This is a genomic window from Erythrobacter sp. LQ02-29 (assembly GCF_022576075.2).
Lineage (GTDB): Bacteria > Pseudomonadota > Alphaproteobacteria > Sphingomonadales > Sphingomonadaceae > Alteriqipengyuania.
Genome location: NZ_JANCNT010000001.1, coordinates 2,163,671 through 2,180,591, shown reverse-complemented (window position 1 = coordinate 2,180,591; position 16,921 = coordinate 2,163,671). Strand labels below are relative to the sequence as shown.

General features: G+C 65.4%; 18 protein-coding genes. 9 read left to right on the top strand and 9 right to left on the bottom strand.

Features of this window, described 5'->3' with window-relative positions:
• Window positions 1-4: 4 nt before the first annotated feature.
• Entirely contained in the window at window positions 5-2,326 is a 2,322-nt protein-coding gene (locus MKP08_RS10765) for a patatin-like protein (RefSeq protein WP_241553824.1), read from the top strand.
• 6 nt (window positions 2,327-2,332) lie between these two features.
• Here the strand turns inward: MKP08_RS10765 and dnaJ are convergent, their stop codons facing one another.
• Complete coding sequence (gene dnaJ, locus MKP08_RS10760; protein ID WP_215228210.1) at window positions 2,333-3,466, bottom strand: molecular chaperone DnaJ; 1,134 nt, start codon at window positions 3,464-3,466, stop codon at window positions 2,333-2,335.
• A gap of 95 nt (window positions 3,467-3,561) precedes the next feature.
• Entirely contained in the window at window positions 3,562-5,496 is a 1,935-nt protein-coding gene (gene dnaK, locus MKP08_RS10755; RefSeq protein ID WP_241553823.1) for a molecular chaperone DnaK, read from the bottom strand.
• A gap of 170 nt (window positions 5,497-5,666) precedes the next feature.
• On the opposite strand from dnaK, the gene MKP08_RS10750 reads away from it, so the two are divergent.
• Genes MKP08_RS10750 through MKP08_RS10740 form a run of 3 tightly spaced genes read left to right on the top strand, consistent with a single transcriptional unit; the run spans window position 5,667 to window position 7,245 of the window.
• Window positions 5,667-6,137 (top strand): copper chaperone PCu(A)C, encoded by a 471-nt coding sequence (locus MKP08_RS10750; RefSeq protein ID WP_241553822.1) that lies wholly within the window; start codon window positions 5,667-5,669, stop codon window positions 6,135-6,137.
• A gap of 56 nt (window positions 6,138-6,193) precedes the next feature.
• Window positions 6,194-6,667, top strand: a complete 474-nt coding sequence (locus MKP08_RS10745; RefSeq protein ID WP_241555589.1) for a vgr related protein — start codon at window positions 6,194-6,196, stop codon at window positions 6,665-6,667.
• Complete coding sequence (locus MKP08_RS10740; RefSeq protein ID WP_241553821.1) at window positions 6,664-7,245, top strand: hypothetical protein; 582 nt, start codon at window positions 6,664-6,666, stop codon at window positions 7,243-7,245. Before MKP08_RS10745 ends, MKP08_RS10740 begins: the two co-directional genes overlap by 4 nt.
• 63 nt (window positions 7,246-7,308) lie before the next feature.
• Here MKP08_RS10740 and MKP08_RS10735 read toward each other — a convergent pair whose 3' ends face one another.
• The 3 genes from MKP08_RS10735 to hrcA all read right to left on the bottom strand — a co-directional run bounded on the left by MKP08_RS10735 (window position 7,309) and on the right by hrcA (window position 9,349).
• Entirely contained in the window at window positions 7,309-7,602 is a 294-nt protein-coding gene (locus MKP08_RS10735) for a glycine zipper domain-containing protein (RefSeq protein ID WP_241553820.1), read from the bottom strand.
• A 76-nt stretch (window positions 7,603-7,678) separates the two neighbouring features.
• Window positions 7,679-8,281 (bottom strand): nucleotide exchange factor GrpE, encoded by a 603-nt coding sequence (locus MKP08_RS10730; RefSeq protein WP_241553819.1) that lies wholly within the window; start codon window positions 8,279-8,281, stop codon window positions 7,679-7,681.
• 24 nt (window positions 8,282-8,305) lie between these two features.
• Window positions 8,306-9,349, bottom strand: a complete 1,044-nt coding sequence (gene hrcA, locus MKP08_RS10725) for a heat-inducible transcriptional repressor HrcA (protein ID WP_241553818.1) — start codon at window positions 9,347-9,349, stop codon at window positions 8,306-8,308.
• 110 nt (window positions 9,350-9,459) lie between these two features.
• Here hrcA and rph point away from each other — a divergent pair, with 110 nt between their 5' ends.
• The 4 genes from rph to MKP08_RS10705 are packed head-to-tail and all read left to right on the top strand — an operon-like array spanning window position 9,460 to window position 12,857.
• Window positions 9,460-10,173 carry a ribonuclease PH gene (gene rph, locus MKP08_RS10720; protein WP_241553817.1) on the top strand — a complete coding sequence of 238 codons (714 nt, stop codon included), beginning with the start codon at window positions 9,460-9,462 and terminating at the stop codon, window positions 10,171-10,173.
• Window positions 10,170-10,799: an RdgB/HAM1 family non-canonical purine NTP pyrophosphatase gene (gene rdgB / locus MKP08_RS10715; protein WP_241553816.1), complete on the top strand. Its 630-nt coding sequence runs from the start codon at window positions 10,170-10,172 to the stop codon at window positions 10,797-10,799. The genes rph and rdgB overlap by 4 nt, the downstream gene beginning before the upstream one ends.
• Before the next feature lie 10 nt (window positions 10,800-10,809).
• Window positions 10,810-11,961, top strand: a complete 1,152-nt coding sequence (gene hemW, locus MKP08_RS10710) for a radical SAM family heme chaperone HemW (protein ID WP_241553815.1) — start codon at window positions 10,810-10,812, stop codon at window positions 11,959-11,961.
• The gene (locus MKP08_RS10705) at window positions 11,958-12,857 is read left to right on the top strand and encodes a tyrosine recombinase XerC (protein ID WP_241553814.1); all 900 of its coding nucleotides are present in this window, start codon (window positions 11,958-11,960) and stop codon (window positions 12,855-12,857) included. The genes hemW and MKP08_RS10705 overlap by 4 nt, the downstream gene beginning before the upstream one ends.
• Here the strand turns inward: MKP08_RS10705 and MKP08_RS10700 are convergent.
• Genes MKP08_RS10700 through rsmI form a run of 4 tightly spaced genes read right to left on the bottom strand, consistent with a single transcriptional unit; the run spans window position 12,854 to window position 15,669 of the window.
• Window positions 12,854-13,462: a DedA family protein gene (locus MKP08_RS10700; RefSeq protein WP_241553813.1), complete on the bottom strand. Its 609-nt coding sequence runs from the start codon at window positions 13,460-13,462 to the stop codon at window positions 12,854-12,856. The two genes, MKP08_RS10705 and MKP08_RS10700, sit on opposite strands and share 4 nt — an antisense overlap.
• 42 nt (window positions 13,463-13,504) lie before the next feature.
• Window positions 13,505-14,458 carry a glutathione synthase gene (gshB, locus tag MKP08_RS10695; RefSeq protein ID WP_215228221.1) on the bottom strand — a complete coding sequence of 318 codons (954 nt, stop codon included), beginning with the start codon at window positions 14,456-14,458 and terminating at the stop codon, window positions 13,505-13,507.
• An 18-nt stretch (window positions 14,459-14,476) separates the two neighbouring features.
• Window positions 14,477-14,827 (bottom strand): YraN family protein, encoded by a 351-nt coding sequence (locus tag MKP08_RS10690; RefSeq protein WP_215228222.1) that lies wholly within the window; start codon window positions 14,825-14,827, stop codon window positions 14,477-14,479.
• Window positions 14,824-15,669: a 16S rRNA (cytidine(1402)-2'-O)-methyltransferase gene (rsmI, locus tag MKP08_RS10685; RefSeq protein WP_241553812.1), complete on the bottom strand. Its 846-nt coding sequence runs from the start codon at window positions 15,667-15,669 to the stop codon at window positions 14,824-14,826. The genes MKP08_RS10690 and rsmI overlap by 4 nt, the downstream gene beginning before the upstream one ends.
• A 39-nt stretch (window positions 15,670-15,708) precedes the next feature.
• Here rsmI and MKP08_RS10680 point away from each other — a divergent pair, with 39 nt between their 5' ends.
• Complete coding sequence (locus MKP08_RS10680; protein WP_215228224.1) at window positions 15,709-16,875, top strand: penicillin-binding protein activator; 1,167 nt, start codon at window positions 15,709-15,711, stop codon at window positions 16,873-16,875.
• Window positions 16,876-16,921 lie beyond the last annotated feature (46 nt).

Here is a 16,921-nt window from a genome sequence, read left to right as displayed (position 1 = left end):
CTGCATGCGGCAAAAGGAACTTCGCATTGCGCTCGTGTGCTATGGCGGGGTCAGCCTCGCCGTTTACATGCACGGCGTCACCAAGGAGGTCTGGCATCTCGCGCAGGCGAGCCGCGACCACCATTCAGGTTCGGACGCAGGCGGCGGCATTACGGGGGTCTATCGCGACCTGATCCGCCATTGCGAAGAACAGAGCGGCTTGCGCCTGCGCATCCTGCCCGACATCCTGAGCGGCGCGAGCGCGGGCGGCATCAATGCGGTGTTTCTGTCCCAGGCGATCTTCGCCGGATATTCGCTCGACCCGCTGACCGAACTCTGGCTCGAATCGGCCGACGTGGACCGGCTGTTCGCGGAAGAGGCACGCCCCGGCTGGCGCTTCGCCAAGTTCTGGGCGCAGCCGCTGGCGGAATACGTCCTGCGCCGTCCCGGCAATGCGGTGTCGGAAAGCGTCGCGCCGGAAACCCGTTCCGAAGTGCGCGAGAAGGTCTCGCGCCTGATCCGCGGTCGCTGGTTCGCGCCGCCTTTCTCAGGCGCGGGCATGTCGCTGCTGATCTGGGATGCATTGCAAGCCATGGCGCAGGCAGACGCGGGCCCGCCCCTCCTCCCGCCCGGCCATCCGCTCGACCTCTATGTGACGACGACGGATTTTCGCGGCTATCTCGCCGAACTACGGCTCAACAGCCCGCCGGTGGTTCAGGAAAGCGAGCATCGTCTGCCAATTTCCTTCACCGCGGATACGCCCGCGATTCCAGGGATGGCCTTCGCCGATCCGCTCGAACTCACCTTCGCAGCGCGCGCCACCTCCAGCTTTCCCGGCGCTTTCCCGCCTCTCCGGGTCCCGGAGATCGACGCATTGGCGAAATCGGAAGGCGCGTCGTGGCAAGGGCGGGACGCGTTCCTGCACCGGATCATGCCGACGCATTCTGCGGCCGGGGTGGCCGAAAGCGTGTCGCTGATCGATGGCTCGGTGCTGGTCAATCGCCCGTTCGAGGGCGCGATCGAGGCGCAGCGCGGCCGCCCGGCCCACCGGGAGGTGGATCGCCGCTTCGTCTATATCGATCCGCGCCCCGACCGGGTCGGTTCGCTGCGCGACGATCACACGAAGCCGGTGGGCTTCTTCGGTGCGATTTTCGGCTCGCTGTCCACCATCCCGCGCGAGCAGCCTATCCGCGACAATCTGGAGGCTCTGGCCGAGCAATCGCGCGAGGCGGAGCGGCTCGCCCGGATCACGCGCGGCCTGCGTCCGGAAGTTGAGGCGGCGATCGAGCGATTGTTCGGGCGTACGCTGTTCCTCGATAACCCCAATCCGCGCCGCCTGCGAAACTGGCGAAATCGCGCGCAACAGGCGGCGGCGGAGCGGGCGGGCTATGCCTTTCAGGCCTATGCCCAAGCTAAGTTCGATGGGATCGTAGAGCGGCTGGCGCGGCTGATCTGCGATGCGGCGGACGGGGCCGATGCACTCGATCCGGTGCTGGTGGGCGCGCGGCTTCGCATCGCGCTCCAGGCCCAGGGTCTCGATACGCTGGCCGCGCCGGGTGGCGGTGCCAACGATGCCGCGATCGCATTTTTCCGCCAGCACGACCTCGATTTCCGCGTGCGGCGCCTGCGCACGATCGCGCGGCGCCTGTCACGCGAATGGGAAGCCGATCCAGAGATCGACGATGCCGCGCTCGACCATGCACGGGAGAGTATTTACGACATCCTCGCGCTCTATTTCGACCGCGAGGGCACCGCCCATCTGGGGGAGGATTTCCCGGCATTGGCCCAGGCCGTATTCACGGAGCCGGGGGCTGTGCTGGAACGCCTGGAGCAGCGCCATCTGCTGCCATCGGTGGACGAACAGGCTGAGGCGCTGCTGGCCGAGGCGTTGCAGGCGATGCCGACCAATCTGCGCCGCCGGACGCTGCTGACCTATCTCGGATTCCCCTTTTACGACGTCGCCACGCTGACGCTTATCGGGGGCGACGGGCAGCGCGAGCTCAATCCGGTAAAGGTCGACCGGATCAGCCCGGACGACGCGCGCTCGATCAGGCCCGGCGGAACCCGTTCGACGCTCCGTGGCATCGAATTCTACAATTTCGGTGCATTCTTCAGCCGGGCCTATCGGGAGAACGACTACCTCTGGGGTCGCCTGCACGGGGCGGAGCGGCTGATCGACATCGTGTTGTCGACGATGGAGACCGACAAGGTGAAGGTGGATAGCAAAGCGTGGAAACGCCGCGCTTTCCTTGCCATCCTGGACGAGGAACGCGGTCGTCTGAGAGCCAATCCACGGCTGATTTCCACGATCGAAGCCGAGATCGAGGCACGCCTCGGCCCGGCCTAGCGCGCGTCAGGCGCCGAACGCGCCCTTCAGCTTGTCGAAGAAGCCACGCGTTTCCGGGCATTCCTCGCCGGTCTCGGTCTCCGCGAACTGCTGCAATATGTCCTTCTGCTCGCGGGTGAGCTTGGTCGGAGTCTCCACGACGATCTCGGCTACCAGATCGCCCCGCCCACGCCCTTGCAGAACCGGCATCCCCGCCCCGCGCTTGCGCAGCTGGCGACCCGATTGAATGCCGGCGGGAATGGAAATCTCGTTGGTCGATCCGTCCAGATCGGGGATCGTCACCGTTCCGCCAAGGGCCGCCGTGGTGAAGCTGACCGGCACGCGGGCGAGCAGGTTCGTCCCTTCACGCTGGAACACGCCGTGCGCGCGCACGTGGATGAAAATGTAGAGATCGCCTGGCGGCGCGCCGCGAGGCCCGGCCTCGCCCTTGCCCGACAAGCGGATGCGCGTGCCGGTATCGACGCCCGGCGGGACCTCGACCGTGATAGCCTGCTCGCGATCCACACGGCCCTCGCCCCGGCAGTCGTGGCAAGGTTCCTCAAGCACTTCGCCGCGACCGTTGCAATTGGGACAGGGCCGCTCGACCACGAACAGCCCCTGCTGCGCGCGCACCTTGCCGAAACCCTTGCACAGATTGCAGCCGCGCGTGCCGGTGCCCGGTGCCGCACCCGATCCGTCACAGGTCTCGCAGGTCTGCGACACCTCGATCTCGATCTGCGTATCCTTCCCGTGGAACGCCTCTTCGAGCGTGATTTCCATATCGTAGCGCAGGTCCGCACCGCGACGTGGCTGCTGCCGCCCACCGCCACCTCCGAACGCGCTGCCGAAGATGGTTTCGAAAATGTCGCCGATATCGGCGAAGTCTGCGCCGGCGCGACCGCCGCCGAAGCCGCCACCGGGTCCGCCCTGCTGGAAGGCCGCATGGCCATACTGGTCGTAAGCCGCGCGCTTCTGCGGGTCCTTCAGTACCTCGTACGCGGCGCTGCACGCCTTGAACTGCGCCTCCGCCTCGGCATCGCCCGGATTACGATCCGGATGATACTTCATCGCCATCTTGCGATACGCGGATTTTATCGTGCCGCCGTCCGCATCGCGCGTGACGCCCAGCAATTCGTAGAAATCGTATTCGGTTGCCGACATGGTGCCTTCCCGTCCGTCAAAAACCTGACCGCCACCGATGCCCTACCTTTTCAGGCAGCGGGCACCGGCAGCGGCGATGGTTCTCACCGGAACTGTCAGCCCTTGTTTTCGTCGTTGACTTCGGAGAACTCGGCGTCGACGACATCTTCGTCGGTACCGCCTTCGCTACCTGCGGCCGCCCCGTCAGTCGGTGCATCGGCGGAAGCGTTCGACTGCTCCTGCTCGTAGATCTGCTGACCCATCTTCATGGCGACTTCGGTCAGTTCCTGAGCCTTGGCGTTGATCGCTTCCGCGTCGTCACCTTCAAGCGCAGTCTTCACCTCGGCGATCTTGGCCTCGACGTCGGACTTCAGCCCGGCGTCGATCTTGTCGCCATGCTCGTCGATCTGCTTCTGCGTCGCGTGGACCAGGCTGTCGGCCTGGTTGCGGGCTTCGGCAGAGGCACGACGCTTCTTGTCCTCCTCGGCGAACTTCTCCGCGTCCTGTACCATCTGGTCGATGTCGGTGTCGGAGAGACCGCCCGAGGCCTGGATCTTGATCGTCTGCTCCTTGCCCGTGCCCTTGTCCTTCGCGGACACATTGACGATGCCGTTCGCGTCGATGTCGAAGGTCACCTCGATCTGCGGCACGCCGCGCGGTGCGGGGGGAATGCCGACGAGGTCGAAATTGCCCAGCAGCTTGTTGTCCGCCGCCATCTCGCGCTCGCCCTGGAAGACGCGGATCGTCACCGCATTCTGGTTATCTTCCGCGGTCGAGTAGGTCTGGCTCTTCTTGGTCGGGATCGTCGTGTTGCGATCGATCATCCGGGTGAAGACACCGCCCAGCGTCTCGATACCCAGCGACAGCGGGGTCACGTCGAGCAGCAGCACGTCCTTGACGTCGCCCTGCAGAACGCCCGCCTGGATCGCCGCGCCCATGGCCACGACCTCATCGGGGTTGACGCCAGTGTGCGGCTTCTTGCCGAAGAACTCCTCGACCACTTCGCGCACCTTGGGCATGCGGGTCATGCCGCCGACCAGGATCACCTCGTCGATGCCGCCCTTGTCGACACCGGCATCGGCCAGCGCCTTCTTGCAGGGTTCGAGCGTGCGCTTGATCAGGTCGCCGACCAGCTGCTCCAGCTTGGAGCGGGTGATCGTCTCGACCAGGTGCAGCGGGGTGCTCGACCCGCCTTCCATGCGGGCGGTGATGAAGGGCAGGTTGACTTCGGTCTGCGCGGCGCTGGAAAGCTCGATCTTCGCCTTCTCGGCCGCTTCCTTCAGGCGCTGCAGCGCGAGCTTGTCGGTCCGGAGATCCATGTTCTCCTTCTTCTTGAACTCGTCCGCGAGATATTCGACGATCGCGCTGTCGAAATCCTCGCCGCCCAGGAAGGTGTCGCCATTGGTCGACTTCACCTCGAACACGCCGTCGCCGATTTCCAGCACGGAGATGTCGAAGGTACCGCCGCCAAGGTCGTAGACCGCGATGGTCTTGCCGTCGTCCTTGTCGAGGCCGTAGGCGAGCGCGGCCGCGGTCGGCTCGTTGATGATGCGCAGCACTTCGAGACCGGCGATCTGACCGGCGTCCTTGGTCGCCTGGCGCTGCGCGTCGTTGAAGTACGCGGGAACGGTAATCACGGCCTGCGCCACGGTCTCACCGAGATAGCTCTCGGCGGTTTCCTTCATCTTCTGCAGGATGAAGGCCGAAATCTGGCTGGGGGAGTATTCCTCGCCACCCGCTTCGACCCAGGCATCGCCGTTCTTGCCCTTGACGATGTCATAGGGGACCAGCTTCTGATCCTTCTGGGTCAGCGGATCGTCGTAGCGACGACCGATCAGGCGCTTGATCGCGAACAGCGTGTTGTCGGGATTGGTCACTGCCTGGCGCTTCGCCGGCTGGCCGATGAGGCGCTCGCCATCCTTGGTGAATGCGGTGATCGACGGCGTCGTGCGCGCGCCTTCCGAATTTTCGATGACCTTGGGCTTGCCCCCATCCATGACGGCGACGCAGGAGTTCGTCGTGCCGAGGTCGATACCGATTACTTTGGCCATTATTTCCCTATCCTGTTTCAGTTGTTTGGACGCTGCGCATTCGCTTTCCCGCTAGCGGCAAAAGGCACTCGGCAGCTCGATTGACTCCGGCGATATAGGTGCGGTTGCGCTTGGCACAAGGGAAGAGGATCGCTAGAAATCCGCCGCAGGACGAGGAGGACATTTCCGATATGAGCAGACAGATTTTCGCCGCCGCCGCGCTGGTTCTGGCCGTTCCGACCCTGGCCGCCTGCGGGGGCGATGCGCCGACCGAGGAAGCCGGTGTGCCCGGCGTCACGGTCAGCAACGCCCGCATGGTGCTGGCACCGGTGGCGGGCAATCCGGCCGCGATCTATTTCGATCTCTCCTACGACAGCGACCGACCGCTCGCGCTCAGCCGCGCGTCGGTGAAGGGCGCCGAAAGCGCGGTCATTCATAAATACGGCATGTGGAACGAGCAGGAGCAGATGGTCGAGGCGAGCCGCATGACCCTGAACAAGGGGGAGACGGTGAAGTTCGAGCCCGGCGGCCTCCACGTCATGGCGATGAACCCGTCGCCCGAACTCAAGGCAGGCGGATCGACCGAAATGACGCTGCACTTCTCCGGCGGAAAGGAAGAGGTGGTACCCGTGGCGATCCAGGCCGCGGGCGAGGATCGCTAGGATTGACCGGGGATGGCGGCGTGGCGGGGGTATCGAGCGATGCGCCCGCCTGCCCCGTGGGCGGGGAGCGGTCCCTCACCGAGGGCGAAATCGCGCTCGCCCGCACGATTTTCGGCGATGCGATTGATTACCGCCCGGTCACCATCCGGCGGCGCAAGTGGTTCCCCTTCCAGCCGCGCGAGATCACCATGGCCCCGCGCGGCCACCTGCATTTCCACCCGCGCGGGCACGTCTATTGCGACGACTTCGCCGCCGGCGACTGGCGTTCGCAGGGCCTCTTCATTCACGAGTTGACGCATGTGTGGCAAAGCCAAGAGCACGGCAGCTGGTATCTGCCGCTGCATCGCCACCCGTGGTGCCGCTACGATTACGCACTCAAGCCCGGCTGGGCGCTGGAGCGCTATGGCATCGAGCAGCAGGCGGAGATCGTGAAGCACGCCTTCTGGCTGCGCCGCGGAATGAAACTCGCGGGGGTGGAGAGCGCCGCGGCCTATGATGTGCTTGTTCGGTTCAAGGGAGCGAGCGGATGACCGATTTCGAGTTTATCTTTGCGCTTTATTCCCTGCTGCTCGGGCTGTCGCTGGTGGAACTGCTCGGCGGGCTGGGACGCGCGCTGGAATACGAATTCTCGCGCGATGCCGCGGGTGAGGAAGCGGGTTTCTCGATCGGTTGGCTCACCCCGCTGCTGGCAGTGTTCGTCTTGCTCGACCTCATGTCGTTCTGGGCCTTCGCCTGGGTCGCGCGCGATCATATCGAGGTGTCGACCCATGCGCTGTTGGCGGTGGTGCTGTTCGCCAGCGCCTATTACCTCGCAGCGCGCATGGTCTTTCCGAGCGACCCGGCACGCTTCGCGCAGCTCGATACGCATTATTTCCGCGTCAGTCGGCTGATTTTCGGCATTCTCCTAGCGCTCGTGGTCGCGCAGTGGATCTACCTGCTGAGCATCCCCACGATCCGCGCCAACCTGATTACGCCCGTCAGCGTTTCCATGACGGCCCTGTTCGTGGGATTGATGTGCGCCGCGATGATCCTGCGCCGTCGTAGCGTGCAAGCAGTGCTGCTGGTGGCACTGATCGCGCGTTACCTGATATTGTACGTGATCGCCTGAGCTCGAACGCAGAAAGGGCCGCCTCTTTCGAGACGGCCCTTCCCAGATAGTCGCAGATTCCGATCAGCGGCGCGGATCGGCCGGATAGCCGCGCGTGCCGAAGCAATCGTCATCGAGATAACCGTTGCGGTCGTAACCGTCGCAGCCGTCGTTCTTGTCGACGAAATACCCGGCCAGTCCGCCTGCCGCCGCGCCCGCGAGCGCATATTTGACGATATCGCCGCCCGTCACCGCCGCCACGGCCGCACCCAGCGCGCCGCCGCCCGCTGCACCTTCCGCCGCATAGTTTTCGGCGCAAGCGCTCAGCGAAACCGCGGAAAGAAGGGCGACCGGCGCGATTAGAAGTCGGGATTTCATTTGTATGCTCCTCATGTCTTATCCACCTGCGCATCTCAGCGATGTCTGAGGAGAAACGTTCCCGCCCGTGCGGCGATCAGCCCGGTTTCTTAGCCACACCGACCAGCGCAGGGCGGAGCAGACGGTCGCGGATGGTGTAGCCAGCCTGCATTTCCTGCACGACCGTGCCGGGTTCCGCATCGTCCGACGGAATCTCCAGCATGGCCTGATGGAGATTGGGGTCGAGCGGCAGGCCCATGGCCGCAATCCGCGTGACACCATGCTGGCCGAAAACCTTGTCGAGCTCGCGCCGGGTCGCTTCGATCCCGGCGACAAGGCCCTTGAACTTATCGTCCTCGCGCAGTTCCTCGGGGATCGAGTCGACCGCACGGGCGAGGTTGTCCGACACCGACAGGATGTCGCGGGCAAAACCGGTGGCCGCGTAGGCGCGCGCATCGGCGACATCCTTCTCCAGCCGGCGGCGCACGTTCTGCGTTTCCGCGCGAGCATACAGGACTTCCTGCTTCGACGCCTCGAGATCGTTCTTCAGCGCGGACAACGCGTCGGAGATATCGCCTTCACCGGCGTCCGCCGTATCCTCGTCAGCATCGTCGAGCATGCTCTCGGGCACACCCTTCAGTTCCTTCTCTACCTCGGGCTCGACCTGCTTCTCGTTCTTCGCCGTATCGCTATCGCTCATCGTTTCGCGCTTTTCTTTCTGTTTCTATCCGAAGAGTTTGCCCAGGGATCGGGCGGTGAAATCCACCATGGGAACGACGCGCGCGTAATTCAACCGCGTCGGCCCTATCACACCCAGTACGCCGACCACCCTTCCCTCGCGATCGCGATAGGGAGAAGCGACCACAGAAGAGCCGGATAGCGCGAACAACCGGTTCTCGCTTCCGATGAATATCCGCGCCGCCTCGGCATCGCGGGCACGTTCCAGCAAATCGGCGACAGACTGCTTGTTTTCCAGGTCGTCCAGAAGCGAGCGCACCCGGTCGAGATCGGTCAGCGCAGCCTCGTCGAGCAGTTTCGATTGCCCGCGCACGATCAGTACCGGGCGCTGCGCCGCGTCCTCGCTCCACACGGCCAGGCCCCGTTGCACGAGGTTGCGGCTCGCCTCGTCCAGTTCGGTGCGACCCGATGCCAGTTCGGCGCGCATTGCGGCGGACGCTTCGGCGAGAGTACGTCCCGAAAGGCGTGCGCTGATATAATTAGCCGCCTGCTCCAGCGCGGTCGGCGCAAGCCCCGCCCCCAGTTCCACTACACGGTTCTCGATCCCACCATCCTCGGCGACCACCACCGCGAGGGCGCGGCCCTGCCCGAGATCGACCAGGCTGAATTGCGACAGGCGCTGCTCCCGGGTAGGCACCATGACCATACCCGCAGCGCCCGAGATATCGGAAAGGAGCGCACTGGTGCGCTCCAGCGCTTCCTCGATCGGCCCGCCCTCGCCCAGCCGCTCCTTCACCGCGCGGCGTTCTTCGGCTGTCGGTTCGGCCACCTGCATCATCCCGTCGACGAACAGGCGCAGCCCACTATCGGTCGGCATCCGGCCCGCGCTGGTGTGCGGCGCGGCGAGCAGGCCCAGGCTTTCGAGATCGGCCAGCACGGAGCGGATCGAGGCGGGCGATAGGTCGAGCGCCCCGCCCTGCGCCAAGGTCTTCGACCCGACCGGCTGACCGCTGTCGAGATAGCCCTCCACCACGAGGCGGAAGATCGCACGCATCCGCTCTGTCATTTCGCTGATCGGGGGTGAAGCCATGCCCCATCATCTAGCGCGCGTTCGGCTACACGCAAATTTAGAACCGCCTGCGCTTGCCGCGCCCCCCCAATCTCCTCTAGCGCGCGTGCGAGAGAACAGGAGATTACCCAATGCGACCTTCCGGCCGTGCGCCCGACGAGATGCGCCCCATCACCATCGAAACCGGCTACACCAAGCATGCAGAGGGGTCGTGCCTGATTTCCTTCGGCGACACGAAGGTGTTGTGCACTGCGAGCATCGAAGAACGCATTCCGCCATGGCTGCGCGGCAAGGGCGAAGGCTGGGTCACCGGCGAATATTCGATGCTGCCGCGCGCGACCCACACCCGCGGTCAACGCGAGGCGGCGCGCGGCAAGCAAGGAGGGCGCACCCAGGAAATCCAGCGGCTGATCGGTCGCTCCTTGCGCGCCGTGGTTGACATGAAGAAGCTGGGCGAGCGGCAGATCACCCTCGATTGCGACGTGATCCAGGCCGATGGCGGCACCCGCACCGCCTCGATCTCCGGCGCGTGGGTCGCGCTGCGGCTCGCGGTGAACGGGCTGATGAAGCAAGGCCTGATCGTGAACGATCCGATTTCGGCCAAGATCGCGGCGGTGTCCTGCGGCATCTACAAGGGTACGCCGGTGCTCGACCTCGATTACGACGAGGATTCCAGCGCCGATGCGGACGCCAATTTCGTGCTGATCGAGGGTGGCCAGATAGCGGAGGTGCAGGCCACAGCGGAGGGCGCGACCTATGACGAGGAAGGCCTCCTGCGCCTGCTGCGACTTGCGCGTACCGGTTGCGACGAGATCTTCAAGGCACAGGATGCGGCGGTCCGGTGACGCGGCGCATCGGCTCGGGCAAGCTCGTCATCGCGACGCACAATGCGGGAAAACTGAAAGAGATTTCGCCTCTCCTCGCGCCCTATGGCGTCGAATGCCTGAGTGCAGGCTCGCTGGGCCTGCCAGAGCCGGCGGAGACGGGCACCACCTTCATCGAGAACGCGCTTCTCAAGGCGCGCGCGGCGGCGGAAGGATCGGGGATCGTCTCGCTCGCCGACGACAGTGGTCTCTCGGTCGCAGCACTCGATGGCCGCCCCGGTGTGTATACCGCCGACTGGGCCGAGCGGCAGTGGTTCGAAGGCGAACCGGGCCGGGACTGGTACATGGCGATGGGCAAGGTGGAGGGGATGCTGCGCGAGCGCGGCGCGGGTATCGATCGCAGCGCGGCCTTCCACTGCGTCCTCGCCATTGCATGGCCAGACGGCGAGCATGCGGTTTACGAAGGTACCTGTGCCGGTTCACTTACCTGGCCGCCCCGCGGCGAAATGGGCTTCGGCTACGACCCCGTCTTCGTCCCCGAAGGCCGCGACATGACCTTCGCCGAGATCGATCCGGACGAGAAACATGCGATAAGCCACCGCGCCGATGCCTTCGCCAAGCTGGTCGTGGAGCAATTCGACAGCTAGGATCGCCCGCGTGGCCCGCGCTCTCTACATCCACTGGCCCTTCTGCCTGAAGAAGTGCCCCTATTGCGACTTCAACAGCCACGTCCGCGAGGACGTGGACCAGGCGCCGTGGCTCACCGCGATGAAGGCCGACATGCAGGCCGAGGCCGCGTTGGCCGGCAACGAAACGCTGACCTCAATCTTCTTCGGTGGCGGCACGCCTTCGCTGATGGAAGCGCGCACCGTCGCAGGACTGTTGGAAGAAGCGGAGCGGCTGTGGGGTTTCGCACCCGATATCGAGATCACCTGCGAGGCGAACCCGACTTCGTTCGAGGCGGCGCGGTTTCGGGACTTCGCCGCCGCCGGGGTCAATCGCGTCTCCCTCGGCGTCCAGAGTTTCGAGCCCGAAGCGCTGCGGTTCCTCGGTCGCGAGCATTCGGTGGGCGAGGCGACCGCCGCGTTGGAGGCAGCGCAGTCGATCTTCGACCGGGTGACGTTCGATCTGATTTACGCCCGACCGAACCAGTCGCCAGAGGAATGGGAGCGGGAGCTGCGGCACGGTCTATCCTTCGCCACCCGGCATTTGTCACTCTACCAGCTCACAATAGAACCCGGCACGCGTTTCGCGACAGACGTGCGGCGCGGAGATTTCGCTCCGCTGGACGACGACGCGGCGGCCGATCTGTTCGCGGTGACCCGCGAACTGACCGAAAGCGCAGGCTTGCCAGCATACGAGATCAGCAATCATGCGACATCGGGTAAGGAAAGCGCGCACAATCTGACCTATTGGCGCTATCGCGACTATGTCGGGATCGGACCGGGCGCACACGGGCGCCGCAGCGGGCTGGCCACCACGCGGCACCGGAAGCCTGAGAACTGGCTGGCGGCGATCGATGCTGAGGGCTCGGGTATCGCCGAAACGCGCGAGCTTTCGGTTCGCGAACAGGCGAGCGAAGCGCTGCTGATGGGCCTGCGGCTGCGTGAGGGGATCGACCGGGTCGAACTGGGTCGCCGCTTCGGGCTCGAACCCGACCGGCTGCTCCGAACCGACCGGCTCGCGCTCTACACCGATCTCGGCTTCGTGCGCACAGAGGGGGCGCGCATCGCTATATCCCCGGCGGGTATGCCACTGCTCGATGCCCTGCTCGGAGAGCTGGTGGACGATGGGCTGGTGACGTCGTGAGCGAAGCCGCGCTGCTGGCGCAGTGGAGCGCCTATCTGGCGCAGGATCGGCGGCGTTCGCCTCACACGGTTCGCGCTTACGAAGCCGCGGCACGGCGGTTGTTGCTTGCACAGTCCCACGACGACTGGCCGCAAGTGGCCGCCATCGACCACGCGGCCTTGCGTCGCCATATGGCGTCCCGCCGGGCGGAGGGTTTGTCAAACGCCTCCGCCGCGCGCGAGCTGTCGGCGCTGAAAGGGTTCATTGCGTTTGCCCGCCGCGAAGCGGGAGAGGTCGAGCCCGCCGCGCCCCGGATGCGCGGTCCGCGAACGAAGAAGGGCCTTCCCCGCCCTGTCACACCGGACGATGCGGTGAACCTCGCCGAACGGGTCGAGAGCGACGCGGTGGAAGGCTGGATCGGCGCGCGCGACCGGGCGGTGCTGTACCTGCTTTACGGGGCTGGCCTGCGCATCGCGGAGGCGCTGTCGCTTGCCGGGCGGGATGCGCCGTTGGGCGATCGACTGCTGGTGACCGGCAAGGGCGGCAAGCAGCGTCTGGTGCCGATACTGCCGAAGGTGGCCGAAGCCGTCGCGCGCTATACCGCCACCTGCCCGTGGCCGCTGGCGCCTGCCGAACCACTGTTCCGCGGTGCCAAGGGTGGGCCGCTTTCGCCGGGGCTCATCCAAAAGGCGACCGCCCGCGCGCGCCGCTCGTTGGGGCTTCCGGCAAGCGCAACACCCCACGCCCTGCGGCACAGCTTCGCAACGCATCTGCTGGGCAACGGGACCGACCTTCGCAGCCTGCAGGAATTGCTCGGCCACGCGAGCTTGGGCTCGACGCAGATCTACACCAAGGTCGATGCCGCAACGATGCTCGATACCTATCGCGCGGCGCATCCGCGCGAGCGCGAGGACTAGTCACGGCGGCTACGCGGCTTCCATGTGACGAGCCGCCAGATATAGGCGAGGATCGATAGCGCGGCGATCGCGATGAGCACGCCAGCGAAGATCGAGGTCGCTCCGGGAAACGCGCTGACGAGCCACCCTGTCCCGACCACCAGCAGGATATTCCACAGCGCCGCACCCGCTGCGGTGAAGATGCTGAACTTGATCCAGTTCATATGGGCAAGGCCGGCGGGCAGGCTAATCATCGTCCGCATGATCGGTGTGGTGCGCAACAGGAACACGACCCAGTGGCCATGCTTGCGGAAGAAGCGGCTGGCGTTCTCGACGTCCTCCCACTCCATCGTCAGCCACCGTCCCCAGCGATCGATGAACGGGCCGAGGCGCTCGTAGCCCCATTTGTCGCCGATCCAGAACCAGAAGTAATTGCCGACCAGGGTGCCAAGAGTCCCGGCGACGACCACCGCCCACAGGTTCATGCGACCATGGTGAACGGCGAGGCCCGCCGCGCCCATGATCGCTTCCGACGGCATTGGCGGAAAAATGTTTTCGAGCGCCATCAGGATGGCGATGCCGGCAAGGCCGAGTTGCTGGACGATATCGACGATGACCGAATCCATGCCCCCCTCAATGCGCGAGGGCGGCGAAGGTTCGCGCATTCGCTACATCGCGGCGTGGCGCGCCTCGATCGCGTCCCAGATCGCCGCGCCGCTATCGGTGCCGTTGAACCTGTCGATCGCGACGATTCCGGTGGGGCTGGTGACGTTGATCTCGGTCAGCCATTCGCCGCCGATCACGTCGATCCCGACGAAGACCAGTCCCCGGCGCTTGAGCTCCGGCCCCATCGCCGCGCAGATTTCTTCCTCTCGCGCGGTCAGCGTCGCCGCCTCGGCACGACCCCCTTGCGCAAGGTTGGAGCGGAACTCGCCCTCGCCCGGCAAGCGGTTGATTGCGCCCGCGAATTCGCCGTCGATCAGCACGATGCGCTTGTCGCCTTCGCTTACGGAAGGGAGGAAGGGCTGGACCATGTGGGGTTCGGGCCAAGTCTGGTTGAAAACCTCGAATAGGGCGGAGGTGTTCATCCGGTCCTCGCCCAGGCGGAAGATCGCCTTGCCGCCGTTTCCGTGCAGCGGCTTCACCACGACCGAACCATGCTTCTCCTGGAAGGCGCGCACATCGTCGGCATGCCGCGCGATCAGCGTCGGCGGCATGAAGCGCGCGTAGTCGAGTACGAACATCTTTTCCGGCGCGTTTACCACCTCGCGCGGATCGTTCACCACCAGGGTGGTGCCCTTAAGCCGATCGAGCAGAAATGCGGCGGTGATGTAGCCGAGGTGAAACGGCGGGTCCTGCCGCATCAGCACCACGTCGATCTCGCTGCCGAGATCGATCCGCCGCCGCTCCCCCATGGTGAAATGATCGCCCTCGACCCGTTGCACCGTCACCGGCGCAGCATGCGCGGTGATGCGCCCGTCTTCGTAGGCCAGCGTCGCAACGTCGTAATGCCACACGCGATGCCCGCGCGCCTGCGCGGAAAGCATCAGCGCGAAGCTGGAATCGCCTGCGATCTTGATGCTTTCCATGGGGTCCATCTGGAAGGCGGCGTTCAGCGGCATGTGTTTTCTCCGGTCAAATCAGGGCATCCAGGCGTTGACGATATGGCGCGGCATGCTGCGCGGCGCCATCAGCAGGACATCGATACGAATATCCTCACCCTGCGTCGCATATTCATGTGCGACCGCTCCGACAGCGGCCGCGACACGGCGCAGCCGGAATTCGTCTATCGCGGTATCGAGATCGCTCGCTTTGCGTCGCCATTTGACCTCTATAAAAGCGACGAGATTCCCCCGTCGCGCCACCAGGTCGATCTCGCCCAGCGGGGTCTTGCGGCGGCGGTCGAGAATGCGCCAGCCTTTCAGTTGGAGGTACAGCGCCGCTTGCCGCTCCCCTTCGCGACCAGCGCTCTCGGCGCGCTGGCGCTTCATCGGCGGAGCTCCAGCGCGCGGGCGTAAAGCGTCTTGCGATCCTGCCCCGTGGCCTTCGCCACCCGCGCCGCGGCCTGAGAAGGCTTTTCGGTTTCGAGCGCATCACGCAGCAGGGCATCGATGTCGAAATCCCCCGGTTCGCTCTCGCCCGGCGGTCCGACCAGCAGTACGATTTCGCCCTTCGGGGGATGCGCCTCGTAATGTGCGATCAGTTCTTCCGCCGACCCTGTACGGCACTCCTCGTGCAGCTTGGTCAGCTCGCGAGCCACCGAGACGGCCCGGCCAGGCAATGTCCGTTCGATAGCTGAGAGGCTCTTCGTCAGGCGCGGCCCGGTTTCGTAGAAGATCAACGTCGCGTCGATCGCCGCTAGACCAGAGAGCACATCGCCTCTCGCCTTGTCCTTCACCGGCAGGAAACCGGCGAACAGGAAGCGGTCGTTGGGCAGGCCGGAAAGCGTCAGACCCGCGATCGCCGCGCATGCTCCGGGTATCGTGGTGATCGGAACCGCCGCCTCGCGCGCTGCCGCCACCAGACGGAAGCCGGGGTCGGAAACCAGCGGCGTTCCCGCATCGCTTACCAGCGCCACCGCGCGCGTGGCCATGCTCTCGACCAGGCGCGCCCTGTCGCGTTCTCCCGAATGATCGTCGTAACGCCATAGCGGCTTGGACAGCCCGAGATGCTTCATGAGCTTGCCGGTCACGCGCGTGTCCTCGCACGCCACTCCGTCGCAGCGAGCGAGGATGTCGATCGCGCGCAGGGTGATGTCGCCGAGATTGCCAATGGGCGTGGCGACTATATACAGTCCGGCAGACAGGGGTTGGCGGGTCGCTTCGCTTTCCACGCCAACGCCCATGCACCGGGACAAGAGGGAATCGCAACAATGAGTTTTTCGAGGCTGAACCGCCGCTCCATTCTGGTCGTGGCGGCTGCGCTGCTCGCGGGGTGTCAGATCATCCCGAAGGCGCCGCAGACCTCGACCCCCGGCCCGGCACCCGAACCGACCGCGGGACCCAGCACATCCACCCTGCCCAGCGATGAAACGCGGCATCGCGTCGCCCTGCTCGTTCCCCTGAGCGGCAGCAATGGCGCGGTGGGTCAGTCGATAGCGAACGCCACCACGATGGCCCTGCTCGATACCGGTGCGGAGAACCTTCGTATCACCACCTACGACACCGCGAGCGGTGCGCGCACCGCCGCGCGGCAGGCAATCGCTGACGGCAACCGCCTTATCCTGGGGCCTCTCATGTCGAACGATGTGGGGGACGTCCTGGCCGAGGCGCGGCCCGCCGACGTCCCGCTGATCTCCTTCTCGAACGACGCGCAGGTCGCCCGGGCCGATGTCTTCGTCATGGGCCATATTCCCAGCGAATCGATCGAACGGACTGTGCGCTACGCCGGGGCGAAGGGCGCGCGCCGCTTTGCCGCCCTCATCCCCGATGGCGAATACGGAAGCCGCGCCGAACAGGCGCTGAAGGAAGCGGTCGCCCGCGTCGGCGGCACCGTCACCCGGATCGAGAGCTATAGCCGCAGCAACACCTCGATCGTCAGCGCGGCGCAGCGTCTACGCCAGAACGGCGGGTTCGATGCCGTGCTGGTAGCCGACGGGGCCGATCGGGCGATCGAAGCAGCCAAGGTCCTCCACCCCGGCGGCAGCGGACCGGGCCGCATCATCGGCACCGAATTGTGGAGCGGGGAAGCTGCCCTGACGCGCAACGCTGCGATGCGCGGGGCGCAGTTTGCCGCCGTTTCCGACGCGCGCTTCCGCAAGTTCTCCGACAGCTACAAGACTCGCTTCGGTGGGCAGCCCTTCCGTATCTCCACGCTGGGTTACGACAGCGTGCTGCTGGCGCTGCGGGTGGCGACGGACTGGAAACCCGGCACCCCCTTCCCCACGCGCAAGCTGCTGGACCAAGGCGGTTTCCTTGGCCTCGACGGCGCTTTCCGCTTCGAAAAGACCGGACTGGTCGAGCGCGCGATGGAGGTGCGCGAGGTGCGCGACGGCGAAGTCGTGATCGTGGACCAGGCCCCTTCCCGCTTCGGCAACTGAGCGCACGAATGCCGAAAAGCCGAAGGCCCCGCTTGTAGCTAGGCGA

Excerpts from the sequence above, each read along its gene's own strand:
- MKP08_RS10765 (WP_241553824.1), top strand. The coding sequence starts at position 5 with ATGCGGCAAAAGGAACTTCGCATTGCGCTCGTGTGCTATGGCGGGGTC.
- dnaJ (WP_215228210.1), bottom strand. The coding sequence starts at position 3,466 with ATGTCGGCAACCGAATACGATTTCTACGAATTGCTGGGCGTCACGCGC.
- dnaK (WP_241553823.1), bottom strand. The coding sequence starts at position 5,496 with ATGGCCAAAGTAATCGGTATCGACCTCGGCACGACGAACTCCTGCGTC.
- MKP08_RS10750 (WP_241553822.1), top strand. The coding sequence starts at position 5,667 with ATGAGCAGACAGATTTTCGCCGCCGCCGCGCTGGTTCTGGCCGTTCCG.
- MKP08_RS10740 (WP_241553821.1), top strand. The coding sequence starts at position 6,664 with ATGACCGATTTCGAGTTTATCTTTGCGCTTTATTCCCTGCTGCTCGGG.
- MKP08_RS10735 (WP_241553820.1), bottom strand. The coding sequence starts at position 7,602 with ATGAAATCCCGACTTCTAATCGCGCCGGTCGCCCTTCTTTCCGCGGTT.
- MKP08_RS10730 (WP_241553819.1), bottom strand. The coding sequence starts at position 8,281 with ATGAGCGATAGCGATACGGCGAAGAACGAGAAGCAGGTCGAGCCCGAG.
- hrcA (WP_241553818.1), bottom strand. The coding sequence starts at position 9,349 with ATGGCTTCACCCCCGATCAGCGAAATGACAGAGCGGATGCGTGCGATC.
- rph (WP_241553817.1), top strand. The coding sequence starts at position 9,460 with ATGCGACCTTCCGGCCGTGCGCCCGACGAGATGCGCCCCATCACCATC.
- MKP08_RS10700 (WP_241553813.1), bottom strand. The coding sequence starts at position 13,462 with ATGGATTCGGTCATCGTCGATATCGTCCAGCAACTCGGCCTTGCCGGC.
- gshB (WP_215228221.1), bottom strand. The coding sequence starts at position 14,458 with ATGCCGCTGAACGCCGCCTTCCAGATGGACCCCATGGAAAGCATCAAG.
- MKP08_RS10690 (WP_215228222.1), bottom strand. The coding sequence starts at position 14,827 with ATGAAGCGCCAGCGCGCCGAGAGCGCTGGTCGCGAAGGGGAGCGGCAA.
- MKP08_RS10680 (WP_215228224.1), top strand. The coding sequence starts at position 15,709 with ATGAGTTTTTCGAGGCTGAACCGCCGCTCCATTCTGGTCGTGGCGGCT.